13 protein-coding genes are annotated in these 18,062 nt (G+C 74.8%); 8 read left to right on the top strand and 5 right to left on the bottom strand.

The genetic code is table 11. The features are described from left to right. Positions 1-3: 3 nt before the first annotated feature. Positions 4-1,116, top strand: coding sequence for an LLM class flavin-dependent oxidoreductase (locus tag ACFTWP_RS01235; protein ID WP_380261320.1), 1,113 nt, complete (start codon positions 4-6; stop codon positions 1,114-1,116). A gap of 70 nt (positions 1,117-1,186) precedes the next feature. On the opposite strand, the gene ACFTWP_RS01230 is transcribed toward ACFTWP_RS01235, so the two are convergent. Together ACFTWP_RS01230 and ACFTWP_RS01225 are read right to left on the bottom strand one after the other, a co-directional pair. Then, the gene (locus tag ACFTWP_RS01230) at positions 1,187-2,017 is read right to left on the bottom strand and encodes a DUF4389 domain-containing protein (RefSeq protein ID WP_380261318.1); all 831 of its coding nucleotides are present in this window, start codon (positions 2,015-2,017) and stop codon (positions 1,187-1,189) included. Between the two features lie 300 nt (positions 2,018-2,317). Beyond that, on the bottom strand, positions 2,318-3,166 hold the full coding sequence (locus ACFTWP_RS01225) for a patatin-like phospholipase family protein (RefSeq protein ID WP_380261316.1): 849 nt from the start codon (positions 3,164-3,166) through the stop codon (positions 2,318-2,320). A gap of 85 nt (positions 3,167-3,251) precedes the next feature. Here ACFTWP_RS01225 and ACFTWP_RS01220 point away from each other — a divergent pair, with 85 nt between their 5' ends. The 5 genes from ACFTWP_RS01220 to ACFTWP_RS01200 all read left to right on the top strand — a co-directional run bounded on the left by ACFTWP_RS01220 (position 3,252) and on the right by ACFTWP_RS01200 (position 10,926). Then, positions 3,252-3,809, top strand: coding sequence for a TetR/AcrR family transcriptional regulator (locus tag ACFTWP_RS01220; RefSeq protein WP_380261314.1), 558 nt, complete (start codon positions 3,252-3,254; stop codon positions 3,807-3,809). Between the two features lie 194 nt (positions 3,810-4,003). Further along, positions 4,004-5,014, top strand: a complete 1,011-nt coding sequence (locus ACFTWP_RS01215) for a hypothetical protein (protein WP_380261312.1) — start codon at positions 4,004-4,006, stop codon at positions 5,012-5,014. A gap of 138 nt (positions 5,015-5,152) precedes the next feature. Then, positions 5,153-7,012, top strand: coding sequence for an HSP90 family protein (locus ACFTWP_RS01210; protein WP_380261310.1), 1,860 nt, complete (start codon positions 5,153-5,155; stop codon positions 7,010-7,012). Further along, entirely contained in the window at positions 7,012-10,065 is a 3,054-nt protein-coding gene (locus tag ACFTWP_RS01205) for a hypothetical protein (RefSeq protein WP_380261308.1), read from the top strand. Before ACFTWP_RS01210 ends, ACFTWP_RS01205 begins: the two co-directional genes overlap by 1 nt. 294 nt (positions 10,066-10,359) lie before the next feature. Next, complete coding sequence (locus ACFTWP_RS01200; RefSeq protein ID WP_380261306.1) at positions 10,360-10,926, top strand: GNAT family N-acetyltransferase; 567 nt, start codon at positions 10,360-10,362, stop codon at positions 10,924-10,926. 166 nt (positions 10,927-11,092) lie between these two features. On the opposite strand, the gene ACFTWP_RS01195 is transcribed toward ACFTWP_RS01200, so the two are convergent. Then, positions 11,093-11,494 carry a VOC family protein gene (locus ACFTWP_RS01195; RefSeq protein WP_380261304.1) on the bottom strand — a complete coding sequence of 134 codons (402 nt, stop codon included), beginning with the start codon at positions 11,492-11,494 and terminating at the stop codon, positions 11,093-11,095. A 615-nt stretch (positions 11,495-12,109) separates the two neighbouring features. Between ACFTWP_RS01195 and ACFTWP_RS01190 the strand changes: the two genes are divergently transcribed. Next, entirely contained in the window at positions 12,110-13,435 is a 1,326-nt protein-coding gene (locus ACFTWP_RS01190; protein WP_380261302.1) for an alpha/beta hydrolase, read from the top strand. Then, positions 13,432-16,143: a bifunctional lysylphosphatidylglycerol flippase/synthetase MprF gene (locus ACFTWP_RS01185; RefSeq protein WP_380261300.1), complete on the top strand. Its 2,712-nt coding sequence runs from the start codon at positions 13,432-13,434 to the stop codon at positions 16,141-16,143. Before ACFTWP_RS01190 ends, ACFTWP_RS01185 begins: the two co-directional genes overlap by 4 nt. A gap of 94 nt (positions 16,144-16,237) precedes the next feature. Here the strand turns inward: ACFTWP_RS01185 and ACFTWP_RS01180 are convergent, their stop codons facing one another. Beyond that, complete coding sequence (locus ACFTWP_RS01180) at positions 16,238-16,594, bottom strand: YciI family protein (RefSeq protein WP_380261298.1); 357 nt, start codon at positions 16,592-16,594, stop codon at positions 16,238-16,240. 174 nt (positions 16,595-16,768) lie between these two features. Further along, the gene (locus tag ACFTWP_RS01175; protein WP_380261296.1) at positions 16,769-17,992 is read right to left on the bottom strand and encodes a PP2C family protein-serine/threonine phosphatase; all 1,224 of its coding nucleotides are present in this window, start codon (positions 17,990-17,992) and stop codon (positions 16,769-16,771) included. Between the last annotated feature and the right edge of the window lie 70 nt (positions 17,993-18,062).

The following is an 18,062-nucleotide window of genomic DNA, read 5'->3' as shown; positions in this document are numbered from 1 at the left end:
CGCATGACCCTGACCTTCCACTGGTTCCTGCCCACCACCGGCGACAGCCGCCAGGTGGTCGGCGGCGGCCACGGCTCGACCCCCGGCGTGGTCGACCGGCCGCCCACCGTCGCCTACCTGGGCCAGATCGCCCGGACGGCCGAACAGCTCGGCTTCACCGGGGCGCTGACCCCGACCGGTGTGTGGTGCGAGGACGCCTGGCTGACCACCGCGATGCTCACCCAGGTCACCGAGCGGCTCAAGTTCCTGGTGGCCTTCCGCCCCGGGCAGATCAGCCCCACCCTGGCGGCCCAGATGGCGGCCAGCTACCAGCGCCAGTCGCACGGCCGGCTGCTGCTCAACGTGGTGACGGGCGGCGAGTCGCCCGAGCAGCGCGCGTACGGGGACTTCCTCGACAAGGACGGCCGCTACGCCCGCGCGGACGAGTTCCTCGACATCGTCCGCCGGCTGTGGGCGGGTGAGCGGGTCGACCACCGGGGAGCCCATCTCCGGGTGGAGGACGCCGCGCTGACCCAGCCGCCGGAGCTGGTCCCGGAGATCTACTTCGGGGGGTCCTCGACGGCGGCCGGCGCCGTGGCCGCCCGGCACTCGGACGTCTACCTCACCTGGGGTGAGCCGCCGGCCCAGGTCGGCGAGAAGATCGAGTGGATCCGGCGCCTCGCCGCGGAGCACGGCCGGAAGCCGCGCTTCGGAGTCAGGCTGCACGTCATCGCCAGGGACACCTCCGAACAGGCCTGGGCGGAGACCGAACGGCTGCTCGCCGGCATGAGCGAGGAGCGGATCCGCACCACCCAGGCGGCGCTGGCCCGCAGCGAGTCCGACGGCCAGCGCCGGATGCGGGAGCTGCACGGCGGCGCCGCCGACCGGCTGGAGGTCCACCCGGGCCTGTGGGCCGGCATCGGGCTCGTCCGCGGCGGCGCCGGCACCGCGCTGGTGGGCAGCCACCGCGAGGTGGCCGACCTGATCGAGGAGTACCACCGGGTGGGCGTCGACGAGTTCATCCTGTCCGGTACCCCGCACCTGGAGGAGGCCTACCAGGTCGGCGAGGGCGTCCTCCCGCTGCTCGCCACCCGGGGGCTCTGGCGCCACCCGGTCGCTCCCGCAGTCGGGAGCTGACCCGGAGCCGCCAGGCAGCCGACCCGCGGGCCGACCCGGCGCCGGCGCCGGTCAGGGCCTCGCGGATCGATCAGGGGCGGTCCGCGAGGGCCGCCCCCGGGGTGCGCGGGCCGGTGACGCGGGCGCGGGCGTGGTCGTCGTCGTCATCGTCCGAGGTGAACGTCCCCGTCAGGGAGGAGGTGGCCGAAGCGACGATGCCGATCAGGATGAAGGCCACCAGCAGTCCGCGCCCCGCGCTGCCGAGCACCAGCGGGCGGGTCGCGGACGCGGCCGGCACCGGGCCCTCGGGCGCCCTCTGCGGCTCCTCGCCGAAGAGCTCCTTGGGGTAGGCGGCGGTGAGCATCAGCAGGTAGGCCTCGAACCGCATCCGGTAGCGCACGATCGCGGCCGTCGCCTCGAACAGCGGTCGCGGCATCCGGCCGAGCACCAGCACCACCAGCCAGCTGATGAAGGACACCGTCCACCAGCCGGTGACCAGCACGCTCTGGATGATCGCCGCGGGGATGGCCAGGATCAACCGGAAGAACACGGCCAGCCGGTTCAGCTCCCCCGGCTTCAGGACGACCCTCACCGGATGGTCGGCCGGGTGGAACGCGAAGGGCGGGTAGCTGTCGTGGGTGAGCATGGCGTACGCGCTGACCCGGGTCTCGTACCCCACGTAGCCCGCCAGGTACGTCGCGGCGAAGTCCGGCAGCCGCCCGAGCACCAGTGCTCCGAACCAGCCGATCACGGCCACGAAGAAGGCCACCACCGACAGCACCCAGACCACGATGAACTGGGGGATCAGCAGCAGCAGGCGGAAGAACACGGTCAGTCGGTTCTGCTCGCCGGGCTCGGGCATGTCCAGCACCGGCAGGAACTCGGCCGGGACCGGTGAAGCGTCAGGGGGAGCGTCCCACATCCGGGCCTCCGGGCGTCAGAACCACGGCGACCGCGGGCACGGCCACCTGCTCCGAAGATCGCAGCCGCCCACCGCACCCGCCCGCCGGACGGCCCGATCGGGCTAAGCGCTCGCGCGGACGGGCCACGGCGACGGCACCCCGGGGGGCAGGGCGGGCCCAGCTCGCGGTGATGACAGAGGCGCGACACTCCGTGATCACCGGGGAGGCCTGTGCCTGCCCTGCCGTCCTGGCCGACCGAACCGTCCTGAGGTCGACTCGGCGCCGGGCTGCGTGGGCGGCCGGCCGAGCCTGATCGGCGGTCAGCCCGCGTCGGCCTCCGCCCTCCACGCGGAGCGGAGCCGTGCGATGACGTCGCCGGCCTGGCGAAGCCCCGCCCGGTAGGCCGGTTCCCAGGCCGCCAGGTCGCCCGGGTCCGAGCCGAAGGCCCGTACCGAGGCGGGATCGGGGCCGATGGTCACCACGGTGTCCGCCCCCACGGCCTCCAGCTGCCGGTCGAGCGGCTCACGGGGAAACAGGTGCGCCATCGGCTCGACCACGACCAGCACGCGGGCTCCGGCCGCCAGGTCGGCGTTGGTGCCCGCCCGCAGCGCTCCGTCCAGGTAGCGCCGGCCGTCGATGGCAACCGGCGGCGCGGCCCCGGGGAAGGCGCTGCTCGCCGCGACCGCGTGCACCAACGGCACATCGCTGTCGCCGTCCCACACCACGGGCTCACCGGTGGTCGCGTCCACGGCCGTGATCAGCAGTCGTCGCTCCGGCCACGCGTCCGCACCGATCAGGGCGGCGCGTCCCGCGATCAGCGCCTGCTCGGCTTCGGGGTCGGTGGTGTCGAGCGCGAGCCGGCCGACGCGGCGCCTGGCCTCGCCCGGTTCCAGGCCGCGGTCGCCCAGCACGGCGAACACCTGGCCCATCCGCGAGGGGTCCGCCCTGACCCGGTGGGCCGGCTGGCGGGCCGACGTCGCGAGCCGCCCCGGGTCCTGCCCGGTGGCGAGCAGGGCCCCGACGATCGCGCCGGCGGACGTGCCGACGATCAGGTCGGCTTCGCCCAGATCCACGCCGTCGCGGCGCAGTCCGTGGGCCAGTCCCGCCGTCCAGGCGGTGCCGACGTGACCCCCCGGACCCAGGACGAGTGCTCGGTCGAAGGTGTGCAAAGCGGTCTCCCCTCGTTATTGAAACAGTCGTACCATAAACTCGCTCATGCTGGTTCAACTCCGGCCTGCTGAGAGGAGATCCACCGTGGGGCGACCCGCCGATCCGGCCCGTCGCGAGCGCACACTGGCGCTGGCGACCGACTACGTGCTGGCGCACGGCCTGGCCGGGCTGAGCCTGCGACCACTGGCGGCGGCCCTCGACAGCAGCCCACGGATGCTGCTCTACGACTTCGGCAGCAAACAGGAGTTGGTCGCGGCGGTCCTCGCCGAGGCCCGCCGCCGAGGTGCCGAGCGCCTGGCCGGGCACCGTCCGGCGGCGACGGGCTCCGTGCAGGAGCGACTGCGTGGCATCTGGTCATGGATGAGCGCGGACGAACGTGCGCCGTTCGTCCGGCTGTTCTTCGAGGTGCACGCCGACGGCCTGGTCCACCCCGAGCACTACCCCGACCAGGGGCAGGCGATCACCGACTGGTTCGACACTCTCGGTGCCACCTTCCGCGACGTCTCCACCGGCCCCGAGGACACCGTCACGCCCACGTTGGTCATGGCCGTCGTCCGGGGTCTGCTGTTCGATCTCACAGCGACCGGCGACCGCCACCGCACCGATCGTGCGCTGGACCGCTTCGCTGAACTCCTCGGGTAGTGAACGCCGGCCGCGGTGGGTGCCGGCTGACGGTCGGTCGTGGCCGGGGATGCCGCTTTTGCCCCTCTCAGCAGGGGCGTTCGGCACACGAACACCCGGGGGCGGCGCAGGCGGCGGCTCGCGTCCGTGATAAGTACTGCGTTCGAGCGACCGTCGACACGGCCGGTTGACGTACCGACACCCTGGGGGCCCCGATGCCGCTGTTCCGACGCCGAACCGACGGCGAGTCCGCCGGCGGTGACGGCGGACTCCGCGGCCTGTTCCGCGGACGGGCCGGATCCGACGCGTCCGCGCTCGACCCGGCGTACGGCGACCAGGAGCTGGCCGGGCTGCGCGCCCGGGCGGCGGTGGGCGACTGGGCGGCCGTCCGTGACGGACTGTCCGAGGTGCCCGACGAGGCCGACCTCACCTGGCTCCTCGCCGTCCTCTCCGAGGTGCCCGGCATCGAGCGGTGGATCCCCGACGCGGTCGCCGCCGAACCCGACTCGGCGCTGCCCCTGCTGCTCTCCGGCGCCCGCCAGATCGCCTGGGCCTGGGAGGCGCGTACGGGGGCACGGGCCAAGTACGTGTCCGAGGAGCAGTGGAAGACCTTCGGGGAGCGGCTGGCGGTGGCCGAGGAGCAGCTGTACGAGGTGGCCGAGCGGGAGCCGCAGTGGCTGGCCCCCTGGTACTTCCTCCAGATCAGCGCCCGTGGTGCCTCGCTCGGACCCGACGTCGGCCGCTACCGCTTCGACGCGGCGGTGCGCCGCCGGCCCGGACACCTCGGCTCGCACCGCCAGCGGCTCCAGCAGGTGTGTGCCAAGTGGGGCGGATCGCACGAGCAGATGCACGACTTCGCCCGTACGGCCATGCTCTCCGCCCCGGAGGGCAGCCCCCTGGGCGAGCTCGTCGCGCTGGCCCACCTGGAGCACTGGCTCGACCTGGACTCCGGGGCCGACCGCGCCCACATGGCCGGCCAGGCCGTGCGCGATCAGCTGCACGAGGCGGCCGACCGCTCGATCCGCCACCCGGACTACCAGCGCCCGCGCGGCTGGAAGTCGGCCTACAACACCTTCGCGATGGCGTTCTACGTCGCCGGGCAGCCGAAGGCGGCCGACCTGCTGTTCCGCGAACTCGGCGGCACCGTCACCGAGGCGCCGTGGCACTACCTGGACCGGGATCCGGTGCAGGCGTACCGGACCGCCCGGGACGCCTGCGCCCGCTGACCTGCACCCGGCCGACCCGGCCCCGGAGCGATCCGCGTCCGACCGTCCGGCGCCGGATCGTCCGGTGCCCGACCGTCCGGCGCCCCGCGGCCGGCCCGCGCCCGCCACCCCGTACCCCTCGTAGCGAAAGAATCCACGGTGTCCGAACCCGACCCCACGACGAGCGCACACACCTTCCAGGTCGACCTCCGCGGCCTGGTCGACCTGCTCTCCCACCACCTCTACTCCAGCCCGCGGGTCTACCTGCGGGAACTCCTGCAGAACTCGGTGGACGCGATCTCCGCCCGCCGGGCACTCGACCCGACCGCGCCGGCGGCCATCACCGTCCACGCCGACGACGAACTCACCGTCACCGACACCGGCGTCGGGCTCACCGAGGCCGACGTCCACACCTTCCTCGCCACCATCGGCCGCAGCTCCAAGCGCGACGCCGACGGCCGCCTGGACGGCACCGGCCTGGCCGCCGCCCGCGGCGACTTCATCGGACAGTTCGGCATCGGCCTGCTCGCCTGCTTCGTCGTGGCGGACGAGATCACCGTCGTCACCCGCTCCGCCGCCACCCCCGGGGCGCCCGTCATCGAATGGCGCGGCGGCTCCGACGGGCGCTACACCATCAGGACGCTGCCCGCCGCGGCGAAGCCCGAGCCCGGCACCACCGTCACGCTGACACCCCGCGCGGACGCCGCCGAGTGGACCCGCGCCGGCCAGGTCCTCGAACTGGCCCGCAACTACGGCAGCCTGCTGCGCCACGAGGTGACCGTGGTCGACGCCGCCGGCAACCGGACCAGGGTCAACGCCACCCCGCCGTGGGAGCAGCGACACGCCTCCCCGCAGGCCCGCCGCGAGGCCCTCGCCGACCACTGCCGCAGCACCTTCGACTTCACCCCGCTGGACAGCATCGAGCTCGACCTGCCGCTGGTGGGCCTGCGCGGCGTCGCCTACGTGCTGCCGGACGCCGCCCCGACGTCCCGCCGGGCCGGCCACCGGGTGCACCTCAAGGGCATGCTGCTCTCCGAGCAGGCCGACGAACTCCTGCCCGAATGGGCGTTCTTCGTCCGCTGCGTGGTCGACACGGACGGCCTGCGCCCGACCGCCTCCCGCGAGGCCCTGTACGCCGACGAGACCCTCGCCGCCGTCCGCGACGCCCTCGGCGTCCGCATCCGCGACTGGCTCACCGGCCTGTCCGCCAGCGACCCGGCGCTGCTCCACCGGTTCCTCGGCGTGCACCACCTCGCGGTCAAGGCGCTCGCCCGCTACGACGACGAGCTGCTGCGGATGCTGCTCCCGTGGCTCCCGTTCGAGACCACCGACGGCAACGTCACCCTCGACGAGTTCGCCCGCTCCCACCCGGTGATCCTGGTGGCCCGCACGGTGGAGGAGTTCCGCCAGGTCGCACCGATCGCCGGCGCCGCGGGCCTCGGCGTCGTCAACGGCGGCTACACCTACGACCGGGACCTCGTCCACCGCCTGCCCGAGATACGCCCCGGCAGCTCCGTCGCCGACCTCGACCCGGGCACCGTCACCGCCCACCTCGACACCGTCGACCCCGCCGCCGAACTCGCCGCCGCCGCCTTCCTCACCGTCGCCCGCGAGGTGGTGGGCCGCTTCGACTGCGACGTCGCCCTGCGCAGCTTCCACCCCACCAGCGCCCCGGCCCTGCTGCTCGACAACCGGGAGGCGCGCCACGAACGCACCCGCGCCCGGCTCGCCGACGAGGCGGACGGCCTGTGGGCCGACATCCTCGGCTCGCTGCGCGCCGAGGCACCGCGCGCGCAACTCGTGCTCAACCACCTGAACCCGCTGGTGCGCCGCGCCTCCTCGATCACCCACCGGGACCTCGTGGTGACGGCCGTCGAGGCGCTCTACGGCCAGGCCGTGCTGCTCACCCGCCGCCCGCTGCTGGCCAGCGAGAGCGCCCTGATCAACCGGTCGTTCATCAGCCTGCTCGACCACGCCATGCTCGGCCACGAGACGGCCGCTCCGGGGAAGGACGCGTAATGCTGGACAGCAAGGAGGCCGTCACCGAGGCCCTGCGCGAGAACGACGGCCTCCCCTACGGCCGGCAGCGGACCGTGACCGCCGAGGAACTCGTCGAGGCCGCCGACCAGTTCGACGACCCGGGCCTGTCCGCGACGGCCCTGCTGGAGCTGATGGAGGCCTACGAGTACGACGGCGAGGCCCGCAAGTCACCCGTCGTCTTCGCCCGCGTCCTCAAGCTCTGGGACACCCACCCCGACGTCTTCAGCGACTGGGCGCGCCACCAGGTCTTCTGGCGCTTCAAGTGGGTCGCCGCCGCCCTGCGCGGCACCCCCGACGTGCCGCTGACGGCGATCCACCGCTGGCACACCGAGATGCGCGACCGTTACCGCGCCGCCGAGTTCGACCTCCAGCCGTACTACGCGCAGCGCCACCACCTGGCCGCGCACACCGGCCTGGGCGCCGACCAGGAGTTCGACCTCTGGGCGACCCGGCCGCGCAGCCGGCTCAGCGACTGCGCGGCCTGCGAGATCCGCGCCCAGGCGCTGCACCACATCCGCTCGGGGGACGACGCCCGGGCGCTGGAGGTCTGGCAGCCGGTCTTCGAGGGCCGCAGCTCGTGCAGCGAGGAGCCCTACACCAGCCAGGCCCACGCCCTGCTGCCGCTGCTCCGCGAGGGCCGCGCCGACGAGGCGCGCTCCGCCCACCTGACCGGCTACCGCTGGGCCCGCGGCAAGAGCAGCACCGCGACCCAGATCGGCCTGCACCTGGAGTTCTGCGCGCTGTCCGGCAACGAGCCGCGCGGCCTGGAGGTCCTCGCCGACAACCGGGACCTGTTCGACGGGCAGGGCGACCCGTACGCCCGACTGCAGTTCCTGACCGGCGTGCAGATCCTCGCCGCCCGGCTCGTCGAGCTCGGCCACGGCGGGCTCGCCGTCGGCGGACCGCCCGGAACCGCCTGGACCGCGGACGCCCTGCTCGCCCACGTCCGCGCCGAGGGCGACGCCCTGGCCGCCCGCTTCGACGCCCGCAACGGCACCGACGCCGTCGGCGCGCGCCGCCGGGCCCGCCTCGCCCGGCTGCCGCTGCTCACCGAGCCGCTCGCCCTCGGGGTACGCGCCACCGGCCCCGCCACCGCCACCGCCGGGCCCGGTCCGGCGCCGGCCGGCGAGGCCGCGGCCCACCGGGCGACGGAACCCGAGCCGGAGGGGTTCGGCGACCTGCTCGCCCGGGTCCGGGAACTGACCCGGCAGGGCCACCCGCACGCCGCCGGACTGTGGCGACGGGTCGAGGAGCGGCTGGCGGCCGGCGAGAGCCCCGACGCCGCCGGGGCGGGGAGCGAGCGCCTGATCCGGGCGGAGCTCGCCGACCACGCGGCCGTGGACTCCGACGGCGAGGACGTCGCGGCGCTCCGCAGCGCCCTGGGGACCGCCGCCCGGCTGTTCGAGGAGGAGGGCCTGCCCGGCCGGGCGCTGGCCGCACGCACCCGCGAGGCCGTCGCCCACCTGGGCAGCCGCGGTGGCGACGACCGTACCGAGAACGGCCCGGAGGACGGAACCGAGGTCGGTACCGAGTCCGGTACCGAGTCCGGTACCGAGGACGGTGGCGAGGACGGTGGCGACCGGCGGCGGGTGGACTGGGCGCTGCTGGACGCGTACCTGCGGCAGGCCGAGGAGCTGCTCGCCGACGGCCGGCTGGACCCCGACGACCACCTGACCGTCCTGCAGATCCGGGTCTTCGGCCGGCACCACGAGGTGTCGTCCGCCCTCCCCGAGGCCGGACCCTCGGGTGAGCCGTCGGCGGCCGGGGCCGAGCGGCTCCAGGAGTGCGCGGCGCGCTTCGAAGCCGAGGTCGCCGTCCTGCGGAAGACCGCCGAGGACTACGGGCACCCGCACCGGGTCGCCGGCTCCCTCCAGTTCAGCGCCGACCTGGCGGCCCGCCAGGGCCGGTTCGAGCAGGCCGAGAGCGAACTGGCGCTCGCCTTGGACCTGTTCGACCGGAGCGGCCGCCCCTGGCGGGCGCCGCGCGCCCTCGGACTGCTCGGCCAGATCAAGCTGTTCCAGGGCGAACCCGCCGACGCCGTCCCGCTGTTCCACCGGGCGCTGGCGGAGACGGCCCGCTGGGGCGACGACGACTTCCCGGTCGCGGCGACGTACGCCATGCTCGGGCACGCGTGCGCCCACTCCGGCGACCACGGCGGCGCCGTCCGCGCGCTGTCCGAGGCCGCCGCCCGGTACGACCGCGCCGGCGACGCCACCGAGGCGGCCGACGCCCGCCTCCAGCTCGCCGACGTCCTGGAGCGGAGCGGGCAGCCGGCGGACGCGGTCGCGGTGCTGGAGTCGGTGCTGCAGCCGGGCGCCGAGGCGGCGCTCGACCCGCGGTTCGTCGCCCAGGTGCGGCTGAACCTGGCCCGCGGCCTGGCGGGCCTCGGCGAACACCGGCAGGCGGCCGAGGAGTTCCTGCACCTCGCCGAGGAGACCGCCGGGTGGGAGGACGGGGACACGTACACGATGGTGGCGTGCGAAGCCACCCTCGCACTGGCGGAGGCCGGCAGCTGGGAGGCCGCCCACGACGCCCGCGAGCGGACCCTCGCCGCCCACCGGCGGGCGCCCCGCCCCGACCAGGTCGCGGACATGCTGCGGGACATCGCGCGCCTCACCATGGCGGCCGAGGGCCCCGCGGGCCTCGACTCCGCGCTGGAGCGGCTGGCGGAGGCCGACACCCTGCGGGAGCGCGCCGAGGCCGGCGGCCACCCGGTGACCGCCTGGTACCTGACCGGCGCCGGGCACTACGAGCGCGCCCGTGCCTACGCGGTCGCCGAGCGGCCGGAGGAGGCGCTCGCCGCGGCCGAACTGGCGATCACCGCCTACGAGGCGGGCGGCCCGGACGGCGAACGCCCCCGGGCCGAGGCGGTCCGGGTGGCGGCCCTGGTCGAGGGCGGCACCCTCGGCCGTACCGATGCCGCCCGCCGGCGTCTCACCGCGGCCATCGGGCGCTGCGCCGGGCCCGACCTGGCGGACGTCGCCGAGGTCCTCACCGGCGTCCGCGACCGCCTGGGCCAGTCGGCGTCCTGACCCGGCCCCCGGGGCCCACCCCGCCGTTCGGGAACGGCTGGGTGGGCCCGACCGGAGCGCCGGCTCCGGGGGGGGGGGGGGGGGGGCCGGCCCGCCGGCCCAACAGAGGCCGGGCCGGCCCCCGGAAACCCGGGCGCCCCCCCACCGGGGGGGGGGGGGCGGGGGGGCCCCCCCCCCCCCCCGGCGCCGGGGGGGGGGGGGGGGGGGGGGGGGGGACTGCCCGACGTCGCATCAGAGGCCGTGCCGGACGCCGGATACCCTGGCGGCCACCCACAGGAGGGGAGTACCCGACCGATGACCACGCTTTCGCTGCCCGTCACCACCGAGCGGCTGGTCATGCGCCGGTTCACGCCGGACGACCTCGACGACCTGTACGCCTACCAGGGCCGCCCCGAGGTCGCCCGGTACCTCTACCGGCAGCCGCTCACCCGTGAGCAGTGCGTTCGGACCCTGGAGCGGCGCGTCGCGGCCACGGCGTGGGCCGAGGACGGGGACGACCTGGTGCTCGCGGTCTGCCGGGCCGGCGAGGCGGGTGTCGTCGGCGAGGTCGTGCTGAAGCTGGCGAGCGCGCGGGCCCGCCAGGCCGAGATCGGCTGGGTCTTCAACCCCGAGCACGGCGGGCGTGGTTACGCCACCGAGGCGGCGCGCGCGACGGCCGCGCTGGCCTTCGACGGGCTGGGTGTCCACCGGCTCTTCGCCCGCCTCGACGTGCTCAACACCGGGTCGGTGGGCGTCTGTGAGCGCCTCGGCATGCGGCGGGAGGCACATCTCGTGGAGAACGACCTCGACGGCGAACGCTGGGGCAGCGAGTACGTCTACGCGATGCTCGGCCGCGAGTGGAGGGCGGATCCGGCCGGCTGACCGGCCCGGCAGCGGTGCGCTCACGCCGTGCCCGGCGCCGGCCGCCCGTGGGCGGGCACCCGGGCCTGCGCGCCTGCGCCGTGACGGTCCGTGTCCGCGGGGCGGCCGCCCGGTGCACCCGGCACCGCGCGGCCGCCCCTCCCGGTGCTCCTACCGGGTGCTCGCCTCAGCGCCGCGGCGGCGTGGGGTGGCTGCCGTAGGGGCGGGTGATGATCTCCATGCCGTGTCCGGCCGGGTCCAGGAAGTACAGCCCCCGTCCGCCGTGGTGACGGTTGATCTCTTCCGGCTGCTTCATGTGCGGGTCGGCGTAGAAGGTGATCCGGGCCCGCCGGATCCGCTCCCAGGCCGCGTCGAACTCCTCCTCGGAGACGAGGAAGGCGTAGTGCTGCATGGTGATCGACCCGGCCGGGACGGCGGCGAAGTCCAACGTGACGCCGTTGCCGGTGGCGACGGGAACGAACGGACCCCACTCGTCCCCGACCTCAAGGCCCAGGATCCCCGCCAGGAACTCGGCGGACTCCCGGTTGTCCCGGGCATGGACGATGGTGTGGTTCAACTCGACTGACATGGGTGACATGCCTCCGTAAGGCACTCGCGGCCACCTCCATGCCTCACCCGGTCGGTGACCGACACGCGATGCCGCGCCCACGACCCTATGCACCGAGGCTCCCGCCGTCGAGTGGCTCGGCGGCCGGCACCACCGCGGTGAGCCGGACCGCGGGCCGGCGCGCGGGCCGGACCGCACCCCGACCGGGGCCGGTGCGCGTCCGGAGGGGTCCGGGTGACCCCCGGTCGCGGGGGTCCGCGGTGGGGGCTGGTAGAAACGGGGCTGGTAGAACGGGGGCCGCCGGGACGGGGAGGTCCGGGGCGGGGAGGTCGGGGTTCGGGGGATCGGGGATGCAACCGCCGGTGGGCGGGACACGTCAACAAGCAGACGGGGAATCGCCCCGCGTTCCCGCGGCGGCTGCCGCGGGGGCAGAGCAGGGGGGTTCGGCGGGGCGGGTGCGGGGCGGGTGGTTCGGGTGGACGGGGGTCCGTGGCGGCCGATGCCGCGCGGACGCGCGGGCCCGGGGCCGTGGACCCCGCGCCGGAGCACCCGCTCGCGGGGGGCGGAGGACGGTCACGGCCACAAGCCGTGACGTAGTGACAGTGCGGTGCACATCTGCATCGCGAAGCAAGGAGCATGATGATCCGGGCGCTCGCCACCTGGAACCCGCTGGACTGGCCGCTGACGCACGGGCCCGTTGCCTACGCCGTACTGGCGGTGGGCTGGGTCGCGGTACTGCTGCTCGCGGTGGACCGCGGGCCGCGTTGGGCGGGGCGGCGGCTGCCCCTCGCCGTGGGACTGGCCGTGGTCCTCACCGTGCTGCTGGACGTCGTCGTCGACGACTGGTGGCAGCCGTTCCCGGAGGGTCTGCCGAACGAGGTGACGGTCTGGATCGGCGCGGCGATCCTGGGCCTCTGCCTGGCCGGCTTCCGGATGCCCAGGCTGACCTGGTGGCCCGGGCGGGCGCTGGCGGCGCTGGCCGCGGCGCTGGCCGTCCTGATGGCGTCCTCGCAGGTCAACCGGCAGTTCGACCAGTACCCGACGGCGCGGGTGCTGCTCGCGCCGTGGATCAGTGACACCGGGACGCTGAGCACCAGCCAGGCCGACCGGACGATCACCGCACCGCCGGGCAAGACCATGGAGGAGGTGTGGACGCCGCCCGCCGACCTCCCCCAGAAGGGGACCCTGGCCACGGTGCGGATCCCCGGCCCGCGCTCGGCCTTCAAGACCCGCAAGGGCTTCGTCTACCTGCCGCCCGCCTACGAGGCGACGCCCCGGCCGCTGCTGCCGGTGCTGGTCCTGCTGCCGGGCCAGCCGGGCGCGCCCGAGGACTGGGTGAACTCCGGCGGGCTGCGGGACATCATGGACACCTTCGCCGCCGCCCACCGGGGCCTGGCGCCGATCGTGGTCGTCGCCGACCCCACCGGCTCCCCCTGGGTGAACCAGCTCTGCATGGACTCCCGGCTCGCCAAGGCGCAGACCTACCTCGCCCACGACGTCCCGGCCTGGGTGCGCGACACCCTGCAGACCGCCTCGGGCCGCAAGTCCTGGGCGGTGGCGGGCCTGTCCTTCGGCGGTACCTGCTCGCTGCAGCTGGCCCTGAACGCCCCCGAGGTCTTCGGCTCCTTCATCAACATCTCGGGCCAGCAGGAACCCACCCTCGGCAGCCACGGGAAGAGCGTCAAGGAGGCCTTCGGCGGCAACGAGGCGGCCTTCGAGGCCGTCGACCCGATGCACATGCTGGCGCGGAAGAAGTTCCCGGACACCGCCGGGATCTTCGTGGTCGGCTCCAACGACCAGGAGTTCCGCCCGCAGCAGGAGAAGATGTACGCGGCCGCCGTCCGGGCGGACGCGGCGGTGGAGCTCCAGGTGAAGCCGGGTTGGCACGACTGGACGGTGTTCCGGGCGGCCATCAGCGACAACCTGACCTGGCTCACCAAGCGCATGGGTCTGATCGGATGAGCGCCGCGGCCACCACCCCCGCCGACGGCCCCGCCGAGACCCACGCCGCGACCGGCACTCCTGCCGCGACCGGCAACCCCACGCCCGCCGTCCCCGCACCCGCCGTCCCCGCCCCCGCGCCGGCCGCCGCCGACGGCCCGGACGCACCGGTCCCGGTACCGGGCGAGGGCCGCACGGCGCCGGCACCCGAACCGGCCCGCTCCCGCTGGCTGCACGCGGCCCGCCGGCTGCGCGCCGCACCACTGACCCTCGGACTGCTGGCCGCGCTGTGGATCATCGGCGCGGCCACCGGCAGCCTGCGCGGCGGCCCGCCCGGCCAGCTCCTGGACCGGATCGGCGTGGGCCTGCCCACCCTGGACGCCGGCCGCTGGTGGACGCCCCTCACCTCCCTGCTCTGGTGCTCCGGCCTCAGCTCGTACGTGTTCACCAGCGTGCTGATCCTGCTGGTGGTGCCGACCGCCGAACGCCGGCTGGGCCGCCGCCGCAGCGTGCTGGTGCTGGTCACCGGGCAGGTCGTCGGGACACTGCTCGGCACCGCCCTGGTGCGCCTGGGCATCGCCGCCGGCGAGGGCTGGACCCTGGACATCTCCGACCAGGTCACCACCGGCCCCGGCGTGGGTCTGTTCGCGCTCGCCGCCGTCCTGAGCCACCGCCTGACCATCCTGTGGCGGCGGCGGATGCACCTGCTCGTGGTGCTGGTGCCGCTGGTCTCCACCCTGTACATCGGTCACCTCCAGGGCGTGCAGCGCTTCGCCGCCGCCCTGGCGGGCCTGGCCGCCGGCGCCCTGCTCCAGCGCGAGGGCCCGCCCCGCGCCGCCGGCTCCGGGCTCCCCGAGGCGCCGCGCCGCCGCGGCTGGCGGTTGCGGCGCCGCTACGGGTCCTCCCACAACGAGACCCGGGTCCTGGTGGCGCTGTGCCTGGTCGCGGCGGCCGTCGGGCCGCTCGTCGCCTCGCTGTACGACAACGCGATCGGCCCCTTCAACAGCCTGTCCGACCTCTACCTCTCGCGCTCCTACGCGCCGGAGGAGATCGCCGACCTCTGCTCGATCTCCGTCCACGAGTGCGCCCGCGCGCACGCCGTGCAGAACTTCTTCGACTCGCCCGGCCGCCTGATGGCCGCCGCCGTCCCCGCCCTGCTGCTGGTCCTCGCCGAGGGCCTGCGCCGGGGGCTGCGGGCCGCCTGGCGGATCACCGTCCTCACCGAGCTGATCTGGATCTGCCTGCTCGGGCGCCTGCTGGCCGACGACCTCGCGATGCTGGAGGACCCGGCGGACACCGCCGCCGTCGTCGAGTTCTTCGTCGAGGCCCTGCTGCTGCCCGTCCTGACCACGGCGCTGCTGGTCCGCACCCGCCACCGCTTCCAGCTGCGGATGGGACGCCGGGTGGTGCGCCGGCTGGCCGCCGTGGTCACCGGCACCCTGCTGCTCACCGCCACCGCCTACGTCGGCGTGGGCGCCCTGGTCCGCGAGCAGTACGAGCCGCAGATCGGCGTGGGCCGGCTGGTGGCGGGCCTGCCCGCGGCCTACCTGCCGCCCGCCTACGGCGAACTGCTCGCCGACTACCCGATCGCCACCGGCCCGGTGGCCCGGCTGCTGGTCACCTACTGCGGCCTGCTGTTCTGGACGGTGACGCTGTCCGCGCTGCTGGTGGCCCTGCGCCGGCCGGTGGTGCACGTGGACGCCGAGGACGCCGCCCGGGCCCGGGCGCTGCTCACGGCGCACGGCGGGAGCACGCTGTCCTTCATCAGCACCTGGGACGGCAACCACTACTGGTTCGACGAGGCCGGCGAGGCGGCGGTGCCCTACCGGGTGCTGTCCACGGTCGCGCTGACCACGGGCGACCCCTTCGGCGAGCCGGAGGCGCGCCTGCGGGCGGTGGCGGGGTTCGCGCGCCACTGCGACGCGCGCGGCTGGACCCCGTGCTTCTACAGCGTCACCCCCGAGGTCCGGGCGGCCGCCGTCGACCTGGGCTGGCGGTCCCTGCAGGTCGCCGAGGACACCGTGGTGGCGCTGCCCGAGCTGGCCTTCACCGGCAAGAAGTGGCAGGACATCAGGACCTCGTTGAACAAGGCCGGCAAGCAGGGCATCGTCGCCGAGTGGTGGACCTACCGCGAGGCGCCCGCCGCGATCCGGGACCAGATCCGCTCCATCTCCGAGGAGTGGGTCAGTGACAAGGGCCTGCCGGAGATGGGCTTCACCCTGGGCGGCCTGGAGGAGCTGGAGGACCCGGCGGTCCGGGTGCTGGTCGCCGTAGACCCGGAGCGCCGGGTGCACGGGCTGACCAGCTGGATGCCGGTGTACGAGGACGGCCGACCGGTCGGCTGGACCCTCGACTTCATGCGCCGCGGCTCCGACGGGTTCCGCGGCGTGATGGAGTTCCTGATCGCCTCCGCCGCCCTCGGCTTCAAGGAGGAGGGCGCCCGCTTCGTGTCGCTGTCGGGTGCCCCGCTGGCCCGCGCCGACCGCGGTCAGGACCCGACCTCGCTGCAGCGGATGCTCGACTGGATGGGCAAGGTCCTGGAGCCGGTGTACGGCTTCCGCTCGCTGCTCGCGTTCAAGGCCAAGTTCCAGCCCGAGTACCGGCCGCTCTACATGGTCTACCCGGATCCGGCGGCCCTGGCGAGCATCACCCGTGCCATCGGCAAGGCCTACCTGCCGCACCTCACCGCGGCCCAGGGCGTGCGCCTGATGCGGAAGCTGTCCGCCTGAGGCGAGCGGCCGAACGCCCGCCCCCGCACGCGGAACCCGCGAGGGGGCGGGCGCCCGTACCGGGGGCGGGCGTTCGGGCCGACCGGCCGGGCGCTCAGGCCTCGGCGATCTGCCGGAGCTCGGCGGTGACCGTCATGTAGGAGTCGTGGACCTCCAGGAAGCGCCTGGTCCACTCCAGGGCCTCGGCCTTGTCCTTCGTCTGGATGATGGCGTAGCCGCCGACGACCTCCTTGCCCTCGGCGAAGGGCCCGTCGATGCTGCTGAGGTTGCCGTCCGACCAGGTCAGGCGGGTGCCCTCGGAGGTGGGGGCGAGCCCCGCGGTGTCCACCATGACCCCGGCCTCGGTGATCTCCTTGAACAGCGCGCCCATCCGCTCCTCGAACTCGGGGCTGGGCTGCTGGACGGTGGCGTTCTGCTCGTCGATGCGGATCATTGACAGGAAGCGCGGCATGGTGACTCCTCGGTCGGTCGGGCGGGGCGTCTCCCCGCCTCATCACCCTTGCGTCGAACGGTGGAGGGCCGGATCGACAGCCCTCGGGAAATTCTTTCGGAGAATCCTCCGCGCCGCCGCACCGGTCGTCCGCCCGCGCCGGCTCCCGGACGTGGCGACCGGCCGGCCGCCGGCTCACAGCCGCACGATCACCAGCGCGGTGTCGTCGGTGGTGCCGCCCGGCGCCAGCAACTCGGCCAGCACCGCGTCGGCGAGCGCCTCGGGCTCGGCCCCCCGGTGGTCCGCGAGCGAGCCGGCGAGCCTGGCCAGCCCGGCGTCGATGTCCTCGCCACGGCGTTCGATCAGCCCGTCGGTGTAGAGCACCAGGGTGTCGCCGTCCGCGAACTCCGTCCGCGCCTGCGGCCGCCGGACGTGCTCCGGACGCGCACCGAGCGGGGGGTCGGTGGCCGCGTCCAGGAACTCGACCTCGTCGGCGCGCACCAGGGCCGGCGGGGGGTGGCCGGCACTGCTGTAGGTGATGGAACCGCTCGCCCAGTCGATCAGGGTGCTCACCGCCGTGGTCGTCTCGGCGCCCGCGACCGACCGGGCGTACAGGCCGAGGACCTCCAGCGCCTGGGCCGGACCGTCGGCCACCCGCGAGGCGGCACTGAGCGCGCTGCGCAGCTGGCCCATGACGCACGCCGCCGCCAGCCCGTGCCCGACCACGTCGCCGACCGCCACCCCCAGCTGCTCACCGGGCAGGTCGACCAGGTCGTACCAGTCCCCGCAGACGTTCAGCGCGTCGACGGCGGGCTGGTAGCGGACGGCGACCCGGTGGTGCCCGACCGGGGTCGGGGCAGGCAGCAACGCCTGCTGCAGTGCCAGCGCCACCTCCCGCTCGCGGGCGTGCGCCTGCCGCAGCCGCTCGTTGACCTCCTGCAGCTCCTTGGCCCGGGCGTACAGATCCGCCTCCAGCACCCGTGTCCGGCTGCCGTCCGACCCGCCGCGGGCCCGGATCAGCTCGGTGACCTCCTCCACCCGGTGGACCAGGAGGACCGCTTCGCCGTCCGGACCGAGCACCGCGGTGTTCACCGGGCTCCAGTACCGCTCCTCCCACTCGCCCGACTGCTCCGCGGACTCCACGTCGTAGCGCTGCAGGGCCATGGCGTCACGCTCGCCGGTCTCCAGCACCCGCCGCAGCGAGGCCGCCAGGTTGCGCATGCCGTCGGCGTGCGGGTCGTTCGGATTGTCGGGGAAGACGTCGAACAGGTAGCGGCCCACCACCTGCTCGCGGCTGCGTCCCGCCATCCGCAGGAACTCCTCGTTGGTGTCCGCGAAGACCAGCTGCGGGGTCAGCAGCGCCACCATGCCGGGCATGGCCTGGAACACCGCCGCGTAGTCGATTGCCGCATCCGTCATCTGTGCTGCCCGCCTCGGCGTCGCCGTCCCGTAGTCCCACGATAGGAGCCGGTGGCGCAGGCGGCTCCGG

The organism is Kitasatospora sp. NPDC057015 (assembly GCF_042673745.1).
GTDB lineage: Bacteria > Actinomycetota > Actinomycetes > Streptomycetales > Streptomycetaceae > Kitasatospora.
Note: the sequence above shows the minus strand (reverse complement) of the source record. Positions and strands in the feature narration are given on the sequence as shown.

Coding starts and splice junctions, on each gene's coding strand:
- ACFTWP_RS01190 (WP_380261302.1), top strand. CDS start 12,110: ATGATGATCCGGGCGCTCGCCACCTGGAACCCGCTGGACTGGCCGCTG.
- ACFTWP_RS01230 (WP_380261318.1), bottom strand. CDS start 2,017: ATGTGGGACGCTCCCCCTGACGCTTCACCGGTCCCGGCCGAGTTCCTG.
- ACFTWP_RS01175 (WP_380261296.1), bottom strand. CDS start 17,992: ATGACGGATGCGGCAATCGACTACGCGGCGGTGTTCCAGGCCATGCCC.
- ACFTWP_RS01180 (WP_380261298.1), bottom strand. CDS start 16,594: ATGCCGCGCTTCCTGTCAATGATCCGCATCGACGAGCAGAACGCCACC.
- ACFTWP_RS01195 (WP_380261304.1), bottom strand. CDS start 11,494: ATGTCAGTCGAGTTGAACCACACCATCGTCCATGCCCGGGACAACCGG.
- ACFTWP_RS01200 (WP_380261306.1), top strand. CDS start 10,360: ATGACCACGCTTTCGCTGCCCGTCACCACCGAGCGGCTGGTCATGCGC.
- ACFTWP_RS01205 (WP_380261308.1), top strand. CDS start 7,012: ATGCTGGACAGCAAGGAGGCCGTCACCGAGGCCCTGCGCGAGAACGAC.
- ACFTWP_RS01215 (WP_380261312.1), top strand. CDS start 4,004: ATGCCGCTGTTCCGACGCCGAACCGACGGCGAGTCCGCCGGCGGTGAC.
- ACFTWP_RS01235 (WP_380261320.1), top strand. CDS start 4: ATGACCCTGACCTTCCACTGGTTCCTGCCCACCACCGGCGACAGCCGC.
- ACFTWP_RS01185 (WP_380261300.1), top strand. CDS start 13,432: ATGAGCGCCGCGGCCACCACCCCCGCCGACGGCCCCGCCGAGACCCAC.